General features: G+C 64.4%; 14 protein-coding genes. 5 read left to right on the top strand and 9 right to left on the bottom strand.

What is annotated here, in order from left to right:
- On the bottom strand, positions 1–1,116 hold a 1,116-nt coding region (locus ACRECS_RS21870), incomplete at its 3' end, for an epoxide hydrolase family protein (protein ID WP_431585078.1).
- A gap of 132 nt (positions 1,117–1,248) precedes the next feature.
- On the opposite strand from ACRECS_RS21870, the gene ACRECS_RS21865 reads away from it, so the two are divergent.
- The 4 genes from ACRECS_RS21865 to ACRECS_RS21850 all read left to right on the top strand — a co-directional run bounded on the left by ACRECS_RS21865 (position 1,249) and on the right by ACRECS_RS21850 (position 4,645).
- Positions 1,249–2,415 carry a PAS domain-containing sensor histidine kinase gene (locus ACRECS_RS21865; RefSeq protein ID WP_431585077.1) on the top strand — a complete coding sequence of 389 codons (1,167 nt, stop codon included), beginning with the start codon at positions 1,249–1,251 and terminating at the stop codon, positions 2,413–2,415.
- Complete coding sequence (locus tag ACRECS_RS21860; protein WP_431585076.1) at positions 2,415–2,804, top strand: response regulator transcription factor; 390 nt, start codon at positions 2,415–2,417, stop codon at positions 2,802–2,804. The genes ACRECS_RS21865 and ACRECS_RS21860 overlap by 1 nt, the downstream gene beginning before the upstream one ends.
- A complete protein-coding gene (locus ACRECS_RS21855) occupies positions 2,795–3,487 on the top strand; it encodes a response regulator transcription factor (RefSeq protein WP_431585075.1) in 693 nt (230 codons plus the stop codon). The genes ACRECS_RS21860 and ACRECS_RS21855 overlap by 10 nt, the downstream gene beginning before the upstream one ends.
- A gap of 96 nt (positions 3,488–3,583) precedes the next feature.
- Positions 3,584–4,645, top strand: a complete 1,062-nt coding sequence (locus ACRECS_RS21850) for a dipeptidase (RefSeq protein ID WP_431585074.1) — start codon at positions 3,584–3,586, stop codon at positions 4,643–4,645.
- Between the two features lie 566 nt (positions 4,646–5,211).
- On the opposite strand, the gene ACRECS_RS21845 is transcribed toward ACRECS_RS21850, so the two are convergent.
- The 7 genes from ACRECS_RS21845 to ACRECS_RS21815 form a co-directional block, all read right to left on the bottom strand.
- The gene (locus tag ACRECS_RS21845) at positions 5,212–6,090 is read right to left on the bottom strand and encodes an alpha/beta fold hydrolase (RefSeq protein WP_431585073.1); all 879 of its coding nucleotides are present in this window, start codon (positions 6,088–6,090) and stop codon (positions 5,212–5,214) included.
- 59 nt (positions 6,091–6,149) lie between these two features.
- Positions 6,150–6,626: an antibiotic biosynthesis monooxygenase family protein gene (locus ACRECS_RS21840; protein ID WP_431585072.1), complete on the bottom strand. Its 477-nt coding sequence runs from the start codon at positions 6,624–6,626 to the stop codon at positions 6,150–6,152.
- A gap of 375 nt (positions 6,627–7,001) precedes the next feature.
- Positions 7,002–8,453: an efflux transporter outer membrane subunit gene (locus ACRECS_RS21835; protein WP_431585071.1), complete on the bottom strand. Its 1,452-nt coding sequence runs from the start codon at positions 8,451–8,453 to the stop codon at positions 7,002–7,004.
- 11 nt (positions 8,454–8,464) lie between these two features.
- On the bottom strand, positions 8,465–11,671 hold the full coding sequence (locus ACRECS_RS21830; RefSeq protein WP_431585070.1) for an efflux RND transporter permease subunit: 3,207 nt from the start codon (positions 11,669–11,671) through the stop codon (positions 8,465–8,467).
- A gap of 116 nt (positions 11,672–11,787) precedes the next feature.
- A complete protein-coding gene (locus tag ACRECS_RS21825; RefSeq protein ID WP_431585069.1) occupies positions 11,788–13,065 on the bottom strand; it encodes an efflux RND transporter periplasmic adaptor subunit in 1,278 nt (425 codons plus the stop codon).
- Positions 13,062–13,460, bottom strand: coding sequence for a hypothetical protein (locus tag ACRECS_RS21820; RefSeq protein WP_431585068.1), 399 nt, complete (start codon positions 13,458–13,460; stop codon positions 13,062–13,064). Before ACRECS_RS21820 ends, ACRECS_RS21825 begins: the two co-directional genes overlap by 4 nt.
- A 304-nt stretch (positions 13,461–13,764) precedes the next feature.
- Positions 13,765–14,376: a TetR/AcrR family transcriptional regulator gene (locus ACRECS_RS21815; protein WP_431585067.1), complete on the bottom strand. Its 612-nt coding sequence runs from the start codon at positions 14,374–14,376 to the stop codon at positions 13,765–13,767.
- Between the two features lie 116 nt (positions 14,377–14,492).
- Here ACRECS_RS21815 and ACRECS_RS21810 point away from each other — a divergent pair, with 116 nt between their 5' ends.
- On the top strand, positions 14,493–14,798 hold the full coding sequence (locus ACRECS_RS21810) for an NIPSNAP family protein (RefSeq protein WP_431585066.1): 306 nt from the start codon (positions 14,493–14,495) through the stop codon (positions 14,796–14,798).
- A gap of 55 nt (positions 14,799–14,853) precedes the next feature.
- Here the strand turns inward: ACRECS_RS21810 and ACRECS_RS21805 are convergent, their stop codons facing one another.
- Entirely contained in the window at positions 14,854–15,819 is a 966-nt protein-coding gene (locus tag ACRECS_RS21805; protein ID WP_431585065.1) for a hypothetical protein, read from the bottom strand.
- Positions 15,820–15,940: the final 121 nt, after the last annotated feature.

Here is a 15,940-nt window from a genome sequence, read left to right as displayed (position 1 = left end):
CAGGAAGGTCGCAAGACCGATCGGAGAGTCCGCCAAAGCGGCCGATGATTGCGGTCGATCCCCCATCCAGATGGCGTAGGAAACATGCTTGTAGAGGAAGACCAGCCGTTCATAGGCGACCCTCTCCTCCTCTGACAAACCGGCCGGTGCAGGCGCGCCGGAGGCCGATGCCGAGTCGATCTCCGGTGGAATTGCGCCGGGCATGTTCGTGTGAATGCCAAGCAGTTCGGACGGCGCCTGAACCCCAATGAAATCGGTGACCACAGCGCCCCAGTCGCCGCCCTGTGCCACGAACTTCTTGTAGCCGAGGCGCCGCATCAATGTGGTCCAGGCACCGGCGATCCGCTCCGGACCCCAGCCCGTCGACGTCGGCTTGCCCGAGAAACCATAGCCGGGCATCGACGGGATCACGACGTGGAACGCGTCCTCAGCCTTGCCGCCATGGGCCGTCGGGTTGATCAACGGATCGATGATCTTCAACTGCTCGAGGATCGAGCCGGGCCATCCGTGCGTCACGATCACCGGCAGGGCGTTTTCGTGCTTGGACCGCACATGGATGAAGTGAATGTCCAGCCCGTCGATCTCGGTGATGAACTGTGGATAGCTGTTCAGCCGGCTTTCGACTTTCCGCCAGTCATAGCGATCCCGCCAATAGGCAAGAACCTGCTCGATGGTCTTGAGCGGCACACCCTGACTGAAGTCGGCGACGGTTTCCTTTTCGGGAAGCCGTGCGTTCGCCAGGCGTTGCCGCAGGTCGGCAAGTTCGGATTCGGGCACATCGACTCGAAAAGGACGAACGGCGACGCCGTCGTTGCTGAAGGGAGCAGAAATTTCTTGCGAAATATTGTTGGAAGATTGCGAAATCATGGCAGTTCTCCTTTGCGCCTTGGCGCTGGTCAGCGAGTTGTTCGACTGACGAGGAGCATCTTCCGTTAAATAATGTCCGAAAAAAATGGTACCAAAGGGTGCTGCACACCTAAGTATACTGTCCTCTTTGAGAAAATCGCAGCGAGTATACCAAGGGACCATAAACAGATTGCAAGTTTCGTCCGCTCCGCCCTCCACGATCGCCTTGAGGATAAAATGTAAGTCAGTGCTCCGGGGCTCGCACAGCAATTCTGTGCGTCCGCGCGAGCATCCATCGGAGGTGCAAGCGCCGCGTCATTCGGCGAGGGATACCTATGGACCATCGACGGAAGCCGCTCGACGATTGCATTGTGTCACGCTGAAGCCACCACGAGGACCGGAATGGAGATTCAACCCAGCCGTCAATCGGACGACACAGACCTTCGGCGCGCTTACGTCCATTTGTCCGAAGCGCAGCGGCTGAGCCAGACCGGCAGCTTCACCTGGGATTTCGACAGGGGCGAGCTTCTCTGGTCCGAGGAACTCTGTCGTATCTTCGAGTTGGACCCGGCAACCACCATCACCACGGATTTGGTGGCACAGTTCGTCCATCCGGCGGACTTGCCAGCGTTCGCGGCCACGCTTGAGGGTGCCGCAGCCGGGGTGGACGTCGATCTGCCCTATCGGATCGTGACGGCCAGCGGTGTGCTGAAGCATCTGCATGCTGTGGGACACCGCATCGAGCACGCCGCCGAGCGACCCGTGATCATTGGCGCCGTTCAGGACGTGACGGAGCGCAAGGTCGCCGAGGAAGCGTTGAACAAGGCGCGCGCCGAACTTGCTCATGTGGCGCGTGTCGCGACCTTGAGCGCGTTGACCGCGTCGATCGCCCACGAGGTCAATCAGCCGCTTACCTCCCTCGTCACCAACGCCAGCACCTGCCTGCGCATGCTGGCGTCCGATCCCCCGAACCTGGACCTTGCCCAAACCACGGCACAGCGCACCATTCGCGACGCCAATCGCGCGTCCGAGGTGATTTCTCGACTCAGGGCCATGTTCGTCCGGAAGGAACCGGCGGCTGAAGCGGTGGATCTGAATGAGGCGGCAGCAGAAGTTCTCGCCCTATCTTCAAGCGAGCTGCGGAGCGCCCGGGTCGATGTACAAGCCGATTTCGCTCACGCTCTGCCGAGCGTTCGCGGTGATCGTATCCAGCTCCAGCAGGTCATTCTGAATCTGGTCCTCAATGCCAGGGACGCAATGCTCACGGTCGACGGCAGGCCGCGGACTCTCCGGATTAAGACGGCCCCAGGCGAGTCAGGTCAGATCCGTCTCTCGGTTCGGGACGCGGGCAGCGGGATCGCACCTGAGAATTTCGATCGACTGTTCGACACTTTCTACACCACCAAAAGCGAGGGCATGGGCGTCGGGCTCTCGATCAGCCAGTCGATCATTCAAAGCCATGGGGGACGGCTCTGGGCAGCGTCCAATGCGGATGGACCCGGTGCGACATTTTCGTGCTCGATTCCCTGCGACGTCGCGGGCGCCGAAGCAGTCTCGAAGGATGCATGATGGCAAAGCGTAAACTTGTGTCGGTCGTGGATGATGATGAATTCGTCCGCGAGGCCTTGCCCGATTTGCTGAGATCGTTCGGTCTGGAGGCCCAGCCCTTCTCCTCGGCCGCCGAGTTTCTCGCGTCGGAAAGCCTCGATCGCACCGGATGCCTGGTGCTCGACGTGACCATGCCCGGCATGACTGGCCCCGAACTGCAGCTGGAGCTTGCTACGCGCCACCTCGACATCCCCATCGTCTTCATCACCGCCGATTCCGACGAGGCCCTGGGGTCGAAATTATTGCGGCGAGGCGCCGTGGCTTTTTTGAAGAAGCCTTTCACCGAGACCGCGATGATCGAAGCGGTCCATGATGCGCTTGCTTCCGGCAAGGATGTGCTATGCAATTGACCTCCGTCGCAGATCGCCAACAATGGCCCCTTATCATGGCAACAAAATCAGTCCTGCCAGATGACACGCCGACCGTGTTCGTGGTCGATGACGACGAATTCGTGCGCGAGGCGCTCGAGACCTTGATCGAGGTGGCCGGCTGGCGTGCGCGCACGTTCGAATCGGCCGATCTATTTCTGGCATGCCCGCCGGCGACCGGCGCAAACTGTCTCGTCCTCGACGTCAACCTGCCGGGCCTTAACGGCCTCGATCTTCAGATGGCTATCGCTGGCGAGCGGGGCGACATGCCGATCATCTTCATCACCGGCTTCGGCGATATACCGATGTCCGTGCGGGCGATGAAAGCCGGTGCGGTGGAGTTTCTGACCAAACCTTTCGGCGAGCAGGTTATGCTGGATGCCATTAGCGCGGCGCTGGAGCGTAGCCGGGCGGCTGTCGGTGATCAGGCGGCCTTGCAAGCGCTCCGCAACTGCTATGCGGATCTCAGTCCCCGCGAGCGCCAGGTCATGGCCGGAGTTGTCTCGGGCCGTATGAACAAACAGGTGGGCGGCGACCTTGGCATCACCGAGATTACCGTGAAGAAACACCGCGGCCGGGTGATGGAAAAGATGCACGCACGATCATTGGCCGAACTTGTCAACATGAGCGCCAGTCTTGGGCTTTCCTCCTCGGTGAAGGGATAGGCGTCAGGAAATCGCCGGTCGTCCGCTTTCGCGTCGTTTCGCACCTTGCCCCCTCAACCCCACACAGGCACTCTCCCCAAAAAAGGGGGACCCGCCATGAACCGCCGCACCGCGCTGCAACTGATCGCCGCAAGCCCGCTCGCCCTCACACCGTCGATCGCCTTCGCCGCCGGCTATCCCGAAGAGGCATGGCGCAAGGCGATCGTCATCGATGGGCTGGGCGGGCCGTCGGATCCCGATTCCGTCGAGGGGCAGACGCGCTTTTCCGCGCGGGGCCGGGTCGAGCTGCTACGCTCCGGCACCACCGCGTTCAACGTGACGGTCAGTGATCCCGGCAACCTTCCCGATGCGTTCGAAAAGGCCGTGGCCGGCATCGCCGACAATGATCAGCTGATCGCCGACAATGCCGAGTTGCTGGTCAAGGCGACGCGCGCTGCCGACATCGTCGCTGCCAAGCGCGACGGCAAGGTCGCCCTGGTGTTCGGCTTTCAGGACACCAGTGCGATCGGCACGCAGCTTGACCGCATCACGCTGTTCAAGAACCTGGGCGTGCGCATCATCCAGCTGACCTATAACCGCCGCAACCTGTCCGGCGACGGGGCGCTCGAACGCGGCAATGGCGGCATCTCGGCGCTGGGCCGCGAGACCATCGCCGAGGCGATCGCCGCGTCGACGCGGCCGATGACGATCAGCCATACCGGCTGCCGCGACCTGCATGACAATCCGCGCAACGTCTATGATGCGGAAATGAAGGCGGCGGCCGACAAGGGCGGGGTGGTCGGCATCTACTACATGCCGTTCCTGGTGCCCTCGGGCAAACCGACGCGCGACGACCTGATCCGCCATTTCGAGCATGCCGTGAATGTCTGCGGCGAGGATCATGTCTCGATCGGCACCGATGGCGGCTCCAGCGCGCTGGTGATCGACGACAAGGCACGCGCCGAGCAGCGCAAATTCTACGAACAACGCACCGCCCAGGGCATCGCCGCGCCCGGCGAAGGGCCGGACGTGTTCAACTATGTCGCGGATTACAACAGCCCGATGCGCTTCCGCATGCTCGCCGACGATCTCGCGGCGCGCGGCTGGAAAGCGGCGCGGATCGAGAAGCTGCTCGGGGCGAATCTGATGCGGCTGTGGGGCGAGAGCTGGGGCGGGTAGGGTCGGATCGGCAATCGTTTTTGTGGGGGCTCGTCGCCCGCCATGCCGTCACTCCGGACGATGTTCGGTGCTTATCCCCCGCGAGCAAAGATAAGATGGCGCAGGCCGGGGCCCAGTCGGGAAACAGGCGGTAACTGCTGCCGCGCTTCGGTACTTCGACCTTTCCAACTGGGCCCCGGACTGCGCCGGGAAAGCAATAAAGGGTGGTATGTCCGACGGGATAAGCATGACCCGCTCTGAGACTGAATATAAGATTAACTATCTGATATATAACGAATTATATGGGAATCGTGCCAGGCGTCCGCGGGACAAGATATGGCACATCCGGTGTCCCATATCTCCCGCAGCCCGCGGCCTGCTCTCCTCGGCCACGGCGCCGGCAACGATTCAACCATCGCACAGGATCGGGCATATCATTCCTTGCCGGACTGCAACCGGCGCGCTCTTTCTGATTGTCGAAAACAGCATTGCTGCGGCGCTGCCGTAAGCCGCGGCATCGGGCGCGGTGCAGGTCGACATTATCGACAGGGTCGGCAGGTACGGGCGTCTCGTTGCTCCCCATGCGTCTAAGCCCGATCGGCGTTTCGAAAGACTCGCTCCAGAAAGTCTTCGGTCAGCTCGACCGCCTCGACCAGGTTCGTCTCCAGCAGCCAGTGCCCGCCATCCAGCATGTGCAGCTCCGCCTCGGGCAGGTCGCGCAGATACGCGCGACCCGACGCCTCCGGCATATAGCCGTCCTGGGGTCCCCACAGGATTAGCGCCGGCGGCCGGTGCTCGCGCAGATAGGCCTGATAGCGCGCAAACCACGCCACATTGTCCTTCAGGTCGTAGATGATGCGCGCCGCAATCTCGCGCCGCTGCGCCGTCATCAGCGGCCAGTGCAATTCCCACAGATCGGGCGGGATGCGCGTGGCCAGTTCGGGCCGCACATCGTTGAGGAATTCGTCGCGGAAATGCTCGGCGGTAATCGTTTCGAGCAACTTCGCCACACCCGCTTCACGGTCCAGCGTCCAGATCTGTTTCAAACCGGCATATTTGGGGCCGAGCACATCCTCGTAAATGTCGCCATTCTGGATGATCAGCGCGGCGATCCGCGCCGGATCGCGCAACGCCAGCCTCAGCCCGATCTGCGATCCGAAATCGTGCAGATACAGCGCGAAGCGTCCCACCCCCAGCGCATCGGCAAACTGGCCGAGAAAGGTCGCGAACCCGTCAAAATCATAGGCGAAGCTGTCCGGCGTCGCGCTGTACCCGGCGCCCGGAAAATCCGGCGCGAGCAAGCGCCAGCGATCGCCCAGCTGCGCCATGTAGTTGCGGAACTCGAACGACGAACAGGGATAGCCATGCGGGAGCAGCACGACCGGCGCATCGGCGGGGCCGGCCTCGCGATAGAAGATGTCCACGCCGCCGACGGTCGTCCGGCGATGCTGCACGGGAACGGTCATCCTGCTCTCCTCTTCATGGCATATGGCCGGATCGATGTGGCGCGCATCCCGCACCGGGCTCACCGCAACCCCTGCCGATCCTCCAGGATGCGCAGAATCTCGATCCGCTCGGGCAGCTCGATCAGGAACTCCTTGTCGCGGTCCAGATGATGCACCTTGGTCGGATCGCCCTTGGTAAAGGCGGTCATTGCCTGCATGTCCGCCCAATAGGAGATGGTCACGAACCAGGTTTCGTCCTCGCGATCCTCACGGAACAGCTGGACGCCAAGCGCGGTCTTCTCCAGCGGCGGGATGCCCTCGGCGCGCAGATAGGGCTCGTACCGGTCGGCAACGTCGCGCCGGGTGCGCCCGGGCCAGATTCGCGCGATGGTCGGCTTGGTCGGCATGGCAAGCTCCTTCTTGCAGGCGGAGAGGAGGACGAGGCCCGCCAGGGCGATCCCGCCGCGGGCGATCGCGACGCGCCGGTCGATCGTCCTGAAATCATCGCCGCACCGCTCGTCCGGCGGCGGCTCTTGCGGGTCGCGGTCGGTGAGCATTGTCCTGCTCCTGCTCGATTGCGTCCCCACTTCGACGCATGGGCCGGGCGGGGGTTCCGCTGATTCAACCGCCCTGCCGTTCCTGTCATGCTTTCCGACGAAATTAGAGTCGCGCAGCACCGAAAGACGAGCAGATCATGGCACCCCGGACATTTCCCGATTTTCCCGCAGAGCCTCCGCAAAATTCCCGTTCGGCTCCATCAAAATTCCCGCAGGAATTCCCGCAGATTCCCGCAGAACGCCCAAAAAAGCATTTTCCCGCAGCACGTCCCGCAGCTGCGGGAAATCCTGCGGGAAAATGCCGCTCTGTTGGGCGCATCCGGCGCCCGATTCAAAAGGCGCCCGGCGCGTGAGACGCGGCGGGCCTGCCCGGCCTCAGCGGCCCTTGCTGCCGCCCGCCTTCACCGCGGCGGCCGCCGCGACATCGGCCTTGTCCCATCCGCCGCCAAGCGAGCGGAACAGGTCGATCTGCGCGCTGGCGATGCGCGCGCTCGACGCCGCGAGATCCGCCTGGGTGTCGGCAAAGGTGCGCTCGGAATCGAGCACATCGAGAAAGTCGATCTGCCCGGCGCGCTGGCGGGCGCGGGTGATGCGCATTGCCGCTTCGGCGCCGTCGCGCGCCGATCGCAAGGCTGCGTTGCGCTCGATCTCGCGGGCATAGCTCGACAGGGCGTTCTCGGTTTCCTCAAGCGAGCGCAGCACCGTGCCGTCGAACTCGGCCAGCGCCCCGCGGCTGTCCGCTTCGCTCGCCGCGATGCGGGCGCGTGCGGCTTCCTGGTTGGGGAAGGACCAGCTGATCAGCGGGCCGAGCAACCAGCGCAGCGCCCCGCCGGTGAACATGTCGCCGATGCTCGTCGCGGTCGACCCGATCGATCCGCCAAGCGAGATCTGCGGATAGAGTTCCGCCGTGGCGACGCCGATCCGCGCGGTCGAGGCGGCGAGCCGGCGCTCCGCTGCACGGATGTCGGGACGCCGCGCGAGCAGGGCCGCGCCGTCACCGACCGGGATCGCCTGGTCGAGCGTCGGGGTGGTGGTGCGCTCGGCCGCGGCCGCCGGCAGGTCCTGCGGCGTGCGTCCGGTCAGCGTGGCAAGGCGGAACAGGGCAGCCTGCCGGTCGGCCTCGATCGACGGGACAAGGGCGGCGCGCTGGTCGCGCAAGGTGGTGATGCGCACCAGGTCGAGCTTGGCCGCACGGCCCGCCTCGACTCGCTTGCCGGTCAGGCCGGCCGACTTGTCGAGCAGTTCGACGATGCGCTTCGCCACCGCGAGCCGTTCGGCCGAGGAGGCGGCGTCGACATAGGCGCGGGTGGTGGCGGAGACGACCGAGACGCGCACCGCGTCGGCATCGGCGTCGGCCGCCGCGACATCGCCGCGCGCCGCTTCGATGTTGCGCTTGACCCGGCCCGACAGGTCGAGCTCGTACGAAACGCTCAGGCCGACATCGAACGCGCTGTCTTCAGCGGCACTGCCGGGCAGGCGCTGAGTCTCGGGCGACCGGCCATAAGTGCCGCTCGCGCCGATGCTGGTCTGGGGCAGCCGGTCCGACCGGACGCCGCGCAGCGAGGCGCGCGCCTTGTCGAGCCGCGCCACCGCGACGCGGATGTCGGTATTGGCCGCCAGTGCGTCGGCGACCAGGCCGTCAAGCACCGGGTCGCGGTACAGCCGCCACCAGTGATCGTCGGCGGCCGCCGTGGTGAAGGCGGGGTTGGTCGCGCCGATGAACGGGGCCGCCGCCTTGGGAGCGGGGATCGGCGCGACATAGTTGGGGCCGGCGGCGCAGGCGGCAAGTGCCAGCGATGACAGCGTTGCGAAGAGTATCTGTTTCATATCTGCCGCTCCTATTCGGCGGGCTGAAGTGTGGGTGCCGAGCCTTCGGAGGACTGATTTCCCGAGGCCAAACCGTTCCGGCGCTTGCGGCCAAGCCGCAAGGCCAGTGCCCGGCAAACCACATAGAAGGTCGGCGTGAAGAGCAGGCCGAAGCCAGTCACCCCGATCATGCCGAAGAACACCGCGGTGCCCAGCGCCTGGCGGAGCTCGGCGCCCGCGCCGCTTGCCGTCACCAGCGGCACCGTGCCGAGGATGAAGGCAAAGCTGGTCATCAGGATCGGCCGCAACCGGTCCTTGGCCGCACGCACTGCCGCTTCGATCGGCGACAGTCCGTCCTGGTCCTCGGCCTGCTTGGCGAACTCGACCACCAGGATCGCGTTCTTCGCAGCCAGCGCAATCAGCACCACCAGGCCGATCTGGGTCAGGACGTTATTGTCCATCCCGCGCAGGTTCACCCCGGCCATTGCCGCGAGCAGACACATCGGCACGATCAAGACGATCGCCAGCGGCAAAGTGATGCTCTCATACTGCGCCGCGAGGACGAGGAAGACGAACACCACGGCCATCAGGAAGACCAGGCCAGCGGTGCTGCCCGCCGCCTTTTGCTGATAGGCGATGCCGGTCCATTCATGGCTGTAACCGCTGGACAAGGTGGAGTCGGCGAGCTTCTCCATCGCGACCAGCGACTGGCCCGAAGAATAGCCCGGCGCGGTGTCGCCATCGACCTCGACCGCGGGGGCCAGGTTGTACCGCACCACGCGGTACGGCCCGGTCTTGTCCTTGAAGGTCGAGACCGACCCGATCGGCACCATCTGGCCCGAATTGGACCGCGTCTTCAGATTGGCGATATCGGCGGTCGTGTTGCGGAACGGTGCATCGGCCTGTGCGGTGACGCGATAGGTGCGGCCGAGCAGGTTGAAGTCGTTGACGAACGCGGAACCGAGATAGACCTGCAGCGCCTCGAACACCCGCTCCGGCGGCACGCCGAGCATATTGGCCTTGGTCCGGTCGACATCGGCGAACACGCGCGGGGTGGCGGTTTCGAAGAAGGTATAGACCTGGTTCAGCCCCTTGGTGGTGTTGGCCTTGCCGATCAGGTCAGTCGATGTCTTGGCCAGCTGATCATAGCCGCGCCCTTCCTGGTCCTTGACCATCAGGCGATAGCCGCCGGCCGAACCGATGCCCTGGATCAGGGGCGGCGGCACGATCATCAGCCGCGCTTCGGTGATGTCCGCGGTCGCCTTTTGCGCCTGGGCCATGATCTCGGGGAAGCTGACGCCAAGCTTCTTGCGCTCCTCGAAGCTCTTGAGCGGGAAGTATGCGGCGGCGGCATTCGGCGCGAGCGTCTGCGACGGCCCGTCGAACCCAGCGAGCATCACCGCGCCCTTGATGCCGGCACCGGGCAGGATGCGCGCGGCAACCTTGCGCATCACCGCGTCGGTGCGTTCGACCGAGGAACCGGGCGGCAGCTGGATGACGGTCAGGAAGTAACCCTGATCCTGTGCCGGGATGAAGCCGGTCGGCGTCGCCCAGAACACGCCTGCCGTGATCGCGATCAGCGCGGCATAGGCGGTCATCATCTTCTTCGGCGCCGACACCAGCCGCCGGGTGAGGGCGGCATAGCCAATGCTCAGCCGCTCGAACCCGCGGTTGAAGGCGTTGGCGGCGCGACGCAGCAGCCGCGTGAAGCGGTTGCCCTCGCCCTGCTGCGCATTGGGCTTGAGCAGGATTGCGGCAAGCGCCGGGGACAAAGTGAGCGAGAGGATCAGCGAGATCACCGTCGCGGTAGAGATGGTCACCGCGAACTGGCGGTAGAACGCGCCCGACAGGCCGGTGAGGAACACGGTCGGGATGAACACCGCGATCAGCACCAGCACGATCGCGACCAGTGCGCCGGACACTTCGTCCATCGACTTGCGCGCCGCCTCCAGTGGCGACAGGCCATGCTCCAGGTTGCGCTCGACATTCTCGACCACGACGATCGCGTCATCGACCACCACGCCGATCGCCAGCACCAGGCCGAACAGCGACAGGTTGTTGAGCGAATAGCCCATCGCGGCCAGCACCGCGAAGGTGCCGATCAGCGAGACCGGGATCGCGACCACCGGGATGATCGCCGCACGCCATTTCTGCAGGAAGACCAGGATGACGAGCACGACCAGCAGGATTGCCTCAAACAACGTGTCCTTCACTGCGTCGATCGACTGCGAGATGAACTCGGTCGGGTTGTAGATGACGCTATAGGCAAGGCCCTTGGGGAAACGGGCCGACATGTCCTTCATCGCCGCGTTGACGCCTTCGGCCGCGGCCAGCGCGTTCGATCCGGGGCGCTGGAACACGGCGACGATCACGGTCGGCTTGCCGCTGAGATAGGTGTTGGAGCCATAATCCTGCGCGCCGAGTTCGACCCGGGCGACGTCCGATACCTTGACCTGGCGGCCATCGGCGTCGGTGCGGATCACCACATCGGCGAACTGCTTGGGATCAGTCAGGCGGCCTTGCGTCTCGACATTGAGCTGGAACGCATTGCCGGTGGCATAGGGCGGCTGCCCCAGCGTGCCGGCGGCGACCTGGACGTTCTGCGCGCGCAGTGCGGCAACGATCTCGCCCGCGGTCAGGTCGAGCGCGGCGGCACGGCCGGGGTCGATCCACACGCGCATCGAATAGTCGCGGCTGCCGAACAGCTGCACGTCGCCGACGCCGTCGATGCGGCTCAACCGGTCGCGCACCTGAGTCAGCGCATAGTTGGAGATATAGCCGCGATCGAGCGAATCGTCGGGCGAGACCAGATTGACCACCATCAGGAAGTCGGGCGAGGTCTTGCGCGTGACGACGCCGAGGCGCTGTACATCCTCGGGCAGGCGCGGCACGGCGACCGCGACGCGGTTCTGCACCAGCACCTGAGCGGCATCCAGGTCGGTGCCGATCTTGAAGGTGACGGTGATGACCAGCTTGCCGTCACCGGTCGATTGCGACGACTGGTACAGCATGTTGTCGACGCCGTTGATTTCCTGCTCGATTGGCGCGGCGACGGTTTCCGCGACCGTCTCGGCGCTCGCGCCGGGATAGACCGCGCTGACCGTTACGGTCGGCGGGACGATGTCGGGATATTGCGACACCGGCAGGCTGAGATAGGCGATCGCCCCGACCAGGGTGATGACGACCGCAATCACCGCGGCGAAGATCGGCCGCGTGATGAAGAAGCGCGAGAGGCGCATAAGGACTGTCCTTGATGAAGGAATTTGGTTTTCGGGCCGTCAGCGGGTCTCGCCCGCGCCGGGCGTGTCGAGGGGGTGGTTCGACAGGCGCGGCGCGGACGAAGGGCTATCGATCCTTAGCGCGCGCCGAGCGTCGCCTCGCCCGCCACCGGCAACGATACCTGTGGCGCGGGGGCCGACGCTTCACCGGTGATCTTGCCGGCGCGCGGCTGGACCTTGGTTCCGGGCATGGCCATCTGGATCCCGGCGATCACCACCCGGTCGCTGGGCGCAAGGCCCGAGCGGATGATGCGCAGGCCATCCACGACAGGGCCGAGCGTCACCGGCTTGGCGACGACCTGGTCCTTGGCGTCGACGGTCATCACGACCTTGCGCACCTGATCGGTCTGGATCGCGGCGTCCGGCACCAGCAGCGCCTTGGCGCTGCCCGCGGCGGCGAGGCGCATATTGCCGAACATCCCCGGGGTCAGGAAATAGTTCGGATTGCTCAGCACCGCACGGCCACGGATCGTGCCCGAGCGCTGGTCGAGGCCATTGTCGGTAAAGTCGAGCTTGCCCTTCCAGCGATGCTCGCTCTCATCCTGCAACTGGATCTCGACCGCGGCCGGCTCGGCACCCGGTTGACGCGCACGCTGCGTCTTCAGGTACAAAGCTTCCGATCCGTCGAAGCTGAAATAGATCGGGTCGAGCGCGTTGATCGTGGTCAGCACCGTGCCGCCGGTGCCTTCGCCGCCGGCCACTTGGTTGCCGGCATCGACGCGGCGATCGGAGATCCGGCCGGCGATCGGTGCGCGCACCTGAGTGAATTCGACGTCGAGCGACCGGGCCCGGACCCGCGCATTGGCGGCGGCAAGCGCGGCGGTCGCCGCCTGGACGCGCGCGCGCAGCGAATCGATCTCGCCGGCCGAAATGGCCTCGTCATCGATCAGCTTGGTCGCGCGGCCGAGATCGGTCCGTGCGAGAACAAGAGCGCTCGAGGCGCTGGCGGCATTGGCGCGCGCCTCGGCCAGCGCGGCCGCGAACGGACGCGCATCGATGGAGAAGAGCAGCTGGCCCTTCTGCACGATCTCGCCGTCGCGGAAATGGATGCCGGTGACTTCACCCGCGACGCGCGGCCGGATCTCGACCGTGCGGCTGGGCGCGAAGCGGCCGACATAATCGTCCCATTCGCTGACGTCCCGCACCAATGGAGCCGCGACAGTGACGGCGGCGAGGGGGGGAGCCGCCGCCACTGCCGGGGATTGATCGACGAGCCTGGCGCCGGCCGCGCCGATCAAGGCGAGAGGGAGAATGATCAGTGCCCCGCGCTGCCACCGTGGCAGGCGGGAAAAGCCGTCACGCAGCGGACGGACCGGCGTGCTGTTTTCGGTATCGATCGGGGTGACCATATTCATGCGGCAATCCTCCAGGCGAGCTGACCGACTTGTCCGCCGGTGACGCTCGCAACCAATGTCTCGGCCTGGCCCATGGTGAAGCCGGCCTTCAGGAACAGCGCGACCTCGGACGCCGGGAGCGCATAGCCGCGCTTCCAGGCATGAACCGCGAGGCGGCGCAGCGTTTCGAGCCGGGGCTCGGCGAGATGCGATGTTGTGCCCAGCCCGAACAGGCTGCCGAACGCGCGCGACAGGCGGCTCGGCTCGGACAGGCTGCTGATCTTGTCGCGCTTGGCCAGCGCGATCACGCTCCATTCGATCGGCGAGAAGCTGGCCGGTGCGGTTGCCGGGCGGCGCTCAGCGGCGCGACCCATGACCGGGGCGGCCGAGACGTTATTGATGTCCAGATAAGCCATTGGAAATCCCCTTGAATTAGATCGCACAGCACCATCCGCAGAAGAGCTGTCCTCTGCGCCGCACTGGCCATCAGGCAATGATACGCCGCTCGCGAAAGCACCCATCGGTGCCCACGATCGCCGTCTGAAATCGGTGAAGTGCGACAGGCCGAGACCCGCCGCGCTGGAATTAGTTGTTCGTCATCAGGGGTTCTCCCTAGCCGACCGTCGGGCTCACGGGAGAGTCCAACTTCAATACCAAACGGTATATAACTTTATGCCGCAGTGCGTCAAGCACTTTGTGTACCGCTAGGTATGTTTATTTTTAGCGGGTCGGCCAGATCGATAGGCTGGTGTCGACCAGCTGCTGCAACTGAGCGCATGTCGCGCCCGATCCGGCCTGAACCGACAGCCCCTGGAGCAGGGCATAGAGATAGCGGGCGAGCGCATCGGGCTCGAGCGTCTCGGGCAGATCGCCCTCTTGCTTGGCGCGTTCGAAGCGGGCGATCAGCGCTGCCTCGGACGAGACACGGCGCGCGGCGACATCCGCCTTGATCGATTCAGCACCGCCGCACGACACTGAGCTGATCACGCCCATGCACCCTTTCGGGTCGCATGTGCTCATCTGCATCTCGAGCGCCCCGTTCATGAAGCGCTCGGCCACGCCGCGCGCGGTCGGGGCTTCGAGAGCGGCGACGGTATAGGCAAGCTTTTCACGCTCGTAGAGGTCGAGCGCCTTGTGAAACAGGGCTTCCTTATTGCCGAATGCAGCGTAGAGACTGGGCTTGGTAATGCCCATCTCGGCGGTCAGTTCGGCCATCGAGGCGCACTCGTAACCATTGCGCCAGAACACGCGCAGGGCAGCGGCAAGCGCTTCCTCCGTGCAGAATTCCCGGGGCCGCCCTTTGACCGGCGGAGGGGCTAGAGTCTGTTCCATACCGATCGGTATATAGTAACTCCGCAGCGCACGTCCAGTATCTTTTCGATACCGGGAATGGTTGGAGCCTGCCTTCACGGCTATCAGCCGGCGTACAACCGGTGAGGAAGCCGCCCATGATTACCTGCCATGTCCGCTATGTCGTCGATCAGGACAAACTCGCCGAGTTCGAGATCTATTCGCGCATGTGGCTGGCGCTGGTGCCGAAATTTGGCGGGGTGCATCACGGCTATTTCCTGCCCGCGGAAGGGGCGAGCGACGAGGCGTTCTGCCTGTTCAGCTTCGACAGCCTGGCGGCCTATGAGCAGTATCGCATCGCCAGCGCGAGCGATCCCGAGGTGGCGAAGGCACTCGCCTATGCGAAGGAAACGCGCTGCTTCCTGCGCCACGACCGATCCTTCCATCGGCCGCTCCTGCCCTGAAAACGGGCCGGCACGGGAAACCCATACCGGCCCTGCCGTCATCGAATGATTGGCATCACGGCACGTTGCTGAGCACGCTCTGCCAGTTGGCGGTTTCAGTGAAGATCTCGCCGCCTGAGGCCTTGAACGCCTGCTGGCCGTCGGTCGCGCCTTGCAACTGCCACATCATCCATGCGGTCGGATAGCCGAGATAGCCATGCGCGCCATTGGTGCAGAAGCCGAGGCCCGAGGGGCAGTTCGGCGTGCCCTGGATGTCGTTGTGATTGGGTCCTTTCAGGATCGCCTTGACCTTGTTCAGCGCGGCCGGGGTCGCGTTGTAATAAGCGGTGTTGGAATTGAGCTGCGACCCGAACCATTGCGTATCGGGTGAGATCAGACCGTCATTGGATCCGGAGATATAGAAGATCGAGCCGCTGGTCGCGCCGGTCAGGGTCGCGGTCAGCAGGCAGTTGGTGGCCGGATTGCAAAAGGCCTGTTGCGGGGTTTCTATGGCAATCGCGGTGCGGATGAGATTGGTCGTTTTCAGCATGCCGTTGATCGCACCGCCGGCACCCTGCGAATGGCCCATTGCGCCGATCTTGGTCGTGTCGAGCTGATTATAGAAGATGCTGCCCGAATCGGCATTGCGCGCCTTGATGTAATTCGCGCTGTCGATCACCGTCTGGCCTTCGCCGGTGGTGCCGTCGCGCGTCGCGATGACGACAAAGCCCCATGAGGCGAAATGGCGCAGGAAAAAGGCATAGGTGGCGGGCGCGATCGGCGATGCGCCTGATCCATTGGCCCAGACGATGATCGGATGCTTGAATCCGCCCGCGCCGAGATTGGTCGGGTAATAAATGTCGCAGACGCTGCCCTTGGAATCGCAATTGGCGGCGGTCACGGTCTGCGACACGGCCCAGGTCCCATCGGCATAATATTTCTGCTCGATCGGCTTGGTCGGGAGGTTGGGAGCGGCGAGCCCCGCGGATGGAGCGACCATGACCAGAGTCGTGGCAATAATAGCGGCAAACGCCTTCCTCATCTCTCTCTCCTCATTTTGCGTGACGGTCGCGCCTGACGGCGCCGACGGTTGCCCGCCGCCCGAGTTTTCCGCCCGCATTTTTGTGTGGACTCGATAAAAATTGGTCATAAATATAAAAAAA

Origin of the sequence: Sphingomonas sp. (genome assembly GCF_050725575.1) — a bacterium.
GTDB lineage: Bacteria > Pseudomonadota > Alphaproteobacteria > Sphingomonadales > Sphingomonadaceae > Sphingomonas.
This window is presented reverse-complemented; position numbering and strand designations above follow the sequence as displayed.

Coding starts and splice junctions, on each gene's coding strand:
- ACRECS_RS21865 (WP_431585077.1), top strand. CDS start 1,249: ATGGAGATTCAACCCAGCCGTCAATCGGACGACACAGACCTTCGGCGC.
- ACRECS_RS21830 (WP_431585070.1), bottom strand. CDS start 11,671: ATGCGCCTCTCGCGCTTCTTCATCACGCGGCCGATCTTCGCCGCGGTG.
- ACRECS_RS21840 (WP_431585072.1), bottom strand. CDS start 6,626: ATGCTCACCGACCGCGACCCGCAAGAGCCGCCGCCGGACGAGCGGTGC.
- ACRECS_RS21845 (WP_431585073.1), bottom strand. CDS start 6,090: ATGACCGTTCCCGTGCAGCATCGCCGGACGACCGTCGGCGGCGTGGAC.
- ACRECS_RS21820 (WP_431585068.1), bottom strand. CDS start 13,460: ATGGCTTATCTGGACATCAATAACGTCTCGGCCGCCCCGGTCATGGGT.
- ACRECS_RS21810 (WP_431585066.1), top strand. CDS start 14,493: ATGATTACCTGCCATGTCCGCTATGTCGTCGATCAGGACAAACTCGCC.
- ACRECS_RS21850 (WP_431585074.1), top strand. CDS start 3,584: ATGAACCGCCGCACCGCGCTGCAACTGATCGCCGCAAGCCCGCTCGCC.
- ACRECS_RS21860 (WP_431585076.1), top strand. CDS start 2,415: ATGGCAAAGCGTAAACTTGTGTCGGTCGTGGATGATGATGAATTCGTC.
- ACRECS_RS21815 (WP_431585067.1), bottom strand. CDS start 14,376: ATGGAACAGACTCTAGCCCCTCCGCCGGTCAAAGGGCGGCCCCGGGAA.
- ACRECS_RS21855 (WP_431585075.1), top strand. CDS start 2,795: ATGCAATTGACCTCCGTCGCAGATCGCCAACAATGGCCCCTTATCATG.
- ACRECS_RS21835 (WP_431585071.1), bottom strand. CDS start 8,453: ATGAAACAGATACTCTTCGCAACGCTGTCATCGCTGGCACTTGCCGCC.
- ACRECS_RS21805 (WP_431585065.1), bottom strand. CDS start 15,819: ATGAGGAAGGCGTTTGCCGCTATTATTGCCACGACTCTGGTCATGGTC.
- ACRECS_RS21825 (WP_431585069.1), bottom strand. CDS start 13,065: ATGAATATGGTCACCCCGATCGATACCGAAAACAGCACGCCGGTCCGT.